This window comes from Streptomyces sp. NPDC127084, from assembly GCF_042724175.1.
In the GTDB taxonomy this organism is placed as follows: domain Bacteria; phylum Actinomycetota; class Actinomycetes; order Streptomycetales; family Streptomycetaceae; genus Streptomyces.
The window spans coordinates 8,466-11,804 of record NZ_JBHXFA010000073.1 but is presented as its reverse complement, the minus strand read 5'-3'; the positions used below and the strand labels follow the sequence as shown (position 1 = coordinate 11,804).

Sequence of the window (3,339 nt, the reverse complement as noted above, 5' to 3'; positions counted from 1 at the left end):
CCTTCGGCCCGGTTGTGGGGGGTTGCCCGGGGGGGGGGCCCTCGGGGGGGGGCCGGCCGCCCCGCCGGGGCGCGGGGGGCGGGCGGCGCCGGCGGCCCCCCCCCCCCCCGGCCGTGCTGTCCTCCCAGGTGCGGCTGACCACGCCCCTGGTGCGCAGCCGCACCACGGGTGCCCTGGAACCGGCCACCTGGGACGAGGCCCTGCGGATCACCGCCGAGGGGCTGCGGCGCACCCGCGAGACGCATGGCGCGGACGCGGTGGGGGTGTTCGGCGGCGGGGGGCTCACCAACGAGAAGGCGTACGCGCTGGGGAAGTTCGCCCGGGTGGTGCTCGGCACCTCCCAGATCGACTACAACGGCCGCTTCTGCATGTCCTCCGCGGCAGCGGCGCACCAGCGGGCGTTCGGGCTCGACCGGGGGCTGCCGTTCCCGCTGGAGGACATTCCGCGTACCGGGTGTGTGATCCTCGTCGGCTCGAACCTCGCGGAGACCATGCCGCCGGCGCTGCGCTACTTCACCGAACTGAAGGAGAACGGCGGTTCGCTGATCGTCGTCGATCCGCGCCGTACGAGGACGGCCGAGCAGGCTGACCTGCATCTGGCACCGCGCCCCGGCACGGATCTGGCGCTGGCCCTGGGTCTGCTGCACCTGGTGGTGGCGCGGGGGCGTACGGACGAGGACTTCATCCGGGAGCGGACCAGCGGCTGGGGGGAGGCCAGGGCCGCGGCGATGGCGCACTGGCCCGAGTTGGTCGAGCGGATCACCGGTGTCGGTGTCCCCCAACTGCGCGCGGCCGCGGACCTGTTCTGCGACGCGTCCGCCGCCATGGTGCTCACGGCACGCGGCCCCGAGCAGCAGTCGAAGGGTACCGACACGGTCGGCGCCTGGATCAATCTGGCCCTGGCCACGGGGAACGCGGGCCGTCCGCTCACCGGATACGGCTGCCTCACCGGGCAGGGCAACGGGCAGGGCGGCCGGGAGCACGGCCAGAAGGCCGACCAGCTTCCCGGTTACCGCAAGCTGGACGACCCGGCGGCACGGGCGCATGTCGCAGCGGTGTGGGGGGTCGATCCCGACTCGCTGCCGGGGCCGGGCCGCAGTGCGTACGAGCTGCTCGACGCGCTCGGCGGGGAGGTGAGGTCCCTGCTGCTGATGGGGTCCAACCCGGTGGTGTCCGCTCCGCGTGCCGCTCATGTCGAGGAGCGGATCCGCTCGCTGGACTTCCTCGCGGTCGCCGATGTGGTGCTGTCGGAGACGGCGGAGCTCGCGGACGTGGTGTTCCCGGTGACCCAGTGGGCGGAGGAGACGGGGACCATGACCAACCTGGAGGGTCGGGTGCTGCTGCGGCGGCGTGCGATCACGGCCCCGGAGGGGGTGCGGAGCGATCTGGAGGTGCTGCACGGGCTCGCCGGGCTGCTGGGCCACGGGAAGGGGTTCCCGTCGGACCCGGAGGAGGTGTTCGGGGAGCTGCGGCGGGCCTCGGCGGGCGGGGCGGCGGACTACTCGGGGATCGACTACCGGCGGCTGGAGGCGGAGGACGGTGTGTTCTGGCCGTGCCCCGAGACGCCCGACGGCGCCGGTGGGGGGCACCACCCCGGTACGCCCCGGCTGTTCCTGGACCGGTTCGCCACGGCCGACGGGCGGGCCCGGTTCGTACCGGTCGTCCACCGGGAAGCCGGGGAGGAGACGGATGACGAGTACCCGGTGCTGCTGACGACCGGGCGGGTGCTGGCCCAGTACCAGTCGGGGGCGCAGACCCGCCGGGTCGCCGAGTTGAACGCCGCCGCCCCGGGGCCCTTCGTGGAGCTGCATCCGCGGCTCGCCGCGCGGGTCGGGGTGGCCGAAGGGGAGCCGGTCGCCGTGGTGTCGCGGCGAGGGCGGGCGGTGGCGCCGGCCCGGCTGACGGAGTCGATCCGGTCGGACACGGTGTTCATGCCGTTCCACTGGGCGGGCGAAGGACGGGCCAACACGCTGACCAACCCGGTGCTCGACCCGGTCTCGCGGATGCCGGAGTTCAAGGTGTGCGCGGTACGGCTGGAGCCTGCGGACGGACAGGACGGGTAGGGCGCGCAGCTGCTCCCCTGGCCGTCCAGTCGCCACCCGGGATCGCCGTGCCACGCGCCCGCAGCTCCCGTGCCACCGCCTCCGCCGCGACATACACCCAGGCCCTGACCCTCCCCCGGGCGGCCGTCTCGACATCCCTGGCGACCCGTACGTACACATTGCGCGGGTCGCCGGGGCCGAAGTACTCCTCCAGCTCGTCCAGCACGGCGGTCAGCTCGTGGTAGCGGTCCGGGGGCGCGGTGACCAGCTCGCCGAGCACGGTGCCGGTACCGGCTTCGACCACGTACGGATAGCCGGGGCCGTCGTACAGCACCGCTGAGGCGAGGCGGGCCGGTTCCTCGGCGGAGGTGCGGCCGCGCAGGAAGCGGTCGTGGTTGTGCTCGCCGGGGCGGAGGGTGCCGTAGACGAAGAACGGCAGCGGACCGTTCGGGGTCATGGCGCGGATGCCTGGGGCCGGGCCGTCGGCGGGGTGGCCGTCTCGGCGGCGATCCACTCCAGGTAGGCCGCACTGCCCCGTACCACCGGCGTGGCGATGATCTCCGGGGTCTCGTAGGCGTGCCGCTCCTTCAGGTGGGCTTCCAGCGCGTCGTAGTGGTCCTCCGTGGTCTTGAAGAGGATCTGCCACTCCTGGCCCGTCTCGACGGCGCCCTGCCAGTGGTAGACGGAGGCGACGGGCCCGGAGACCTGCGCACAGGCGGCCAGCCGCGCCTCCACCGCGCCCCGCGCCAGCGCCTCGGCCTGCTCGGCGCTGCCGGTGGTGGTGAGCACGACCAGGGCCCTCGGGGCGGTCGCCGGGCGGTTCACCGTGGTCATGTACGCCTCCTCTCCGCTTCCTCGCGGACTCATCGTGCACTCATCGGGGACTCCTCGTGGACTCCATCTACTCCGCGTGAGGCCCTCGTATGGGCTGGGCTCTCGTGCACAACCTCGCACACGCCAGGCGACTCGCCGTAGGGCCGTCTCGAATCACTCATTCGGCGCGACGGCCCCAACGGTGCGCCCAATGGACCATTGCACCCGGCGTGACCTGCGGAAACGGAGCCGGAGAGCGAGGGCGGGCCGCGTGATCCCGCGTTTCTGATCGCCCATCAGCAGGCGTGGCGGGCGCACTGGCTCTTACCTCAGAGGTGGGACGGGCATCGGCGGCAGCGCCGGGGCCCCGACACCACCCAGTTCGCGGCGGGGGCGGGCCGGCCCGCCCCCGCCCCCCCCCGGGGGGGGGGCGCCCGCGGGGGCGGGCGCGCCGCCCGCCGCGCACCCTACCGGCGCGGCCCCC

Annotated in this window: 3 protein-coding genes; 1 reads left to right on the top strand and 2 read right to left on the bottom strand. The window is 74.3% G+C overall.

All coding sequences use genetic code 11. The annotated features are described in order from the left end of the window. Positions 1-14: 14 nt before the first annotated feature. Complete coding sequence (locus tag ACFWI9_RS18405; protein ID WP_387163224.1) at positions 15-2,063, top strand: molybdopterin oxidoreductase family protein; 2,049 nt, start codon at positions 15-17, stop codon at positions 2,061-2,063. Here the strand turns inward: ACFWI9_RS18405 and ACFWI9_RS18400 are convergent. Together ACFWI9_RS18400 and cutA are read right to left on the bottom strand one after the other, a co-directional pair. Continuing rightward, positions 2,014-2,499 (bottom strand): gamma-glutamylcyclotransferase family protein, encoded by a 486-nt coding sequence (locus ACFWI9_RS18400; protein WP_387163184.1) that lies wholly within the window; start codon positions 2,497-2,499, stop codon positions 2,014-2,016. The genes ACFWI9_RS18405 and ACFWI9_RS18400 overlap by 50 nt on opposite strands. Further along, the gene (gene cutA / locus ACFWI9_RS18395) at positions 2,496-2,876 is read right to left on the bottom strand and encodes a divalent-cation tolerance protein CutA (protein ID WP_387163183.1); all 381 of its coding nucleotides are present in this window, start codon (positions 2,874-2,876) and stop codon (positions 2,496-2,498) included. The genes ACFWI9_RS18400 and cutA overlap by 4 nt, the downstream gene beginning before the upstream one ends. Positions 2,877-3,339 lie beyond the last annotated feature (463 nt).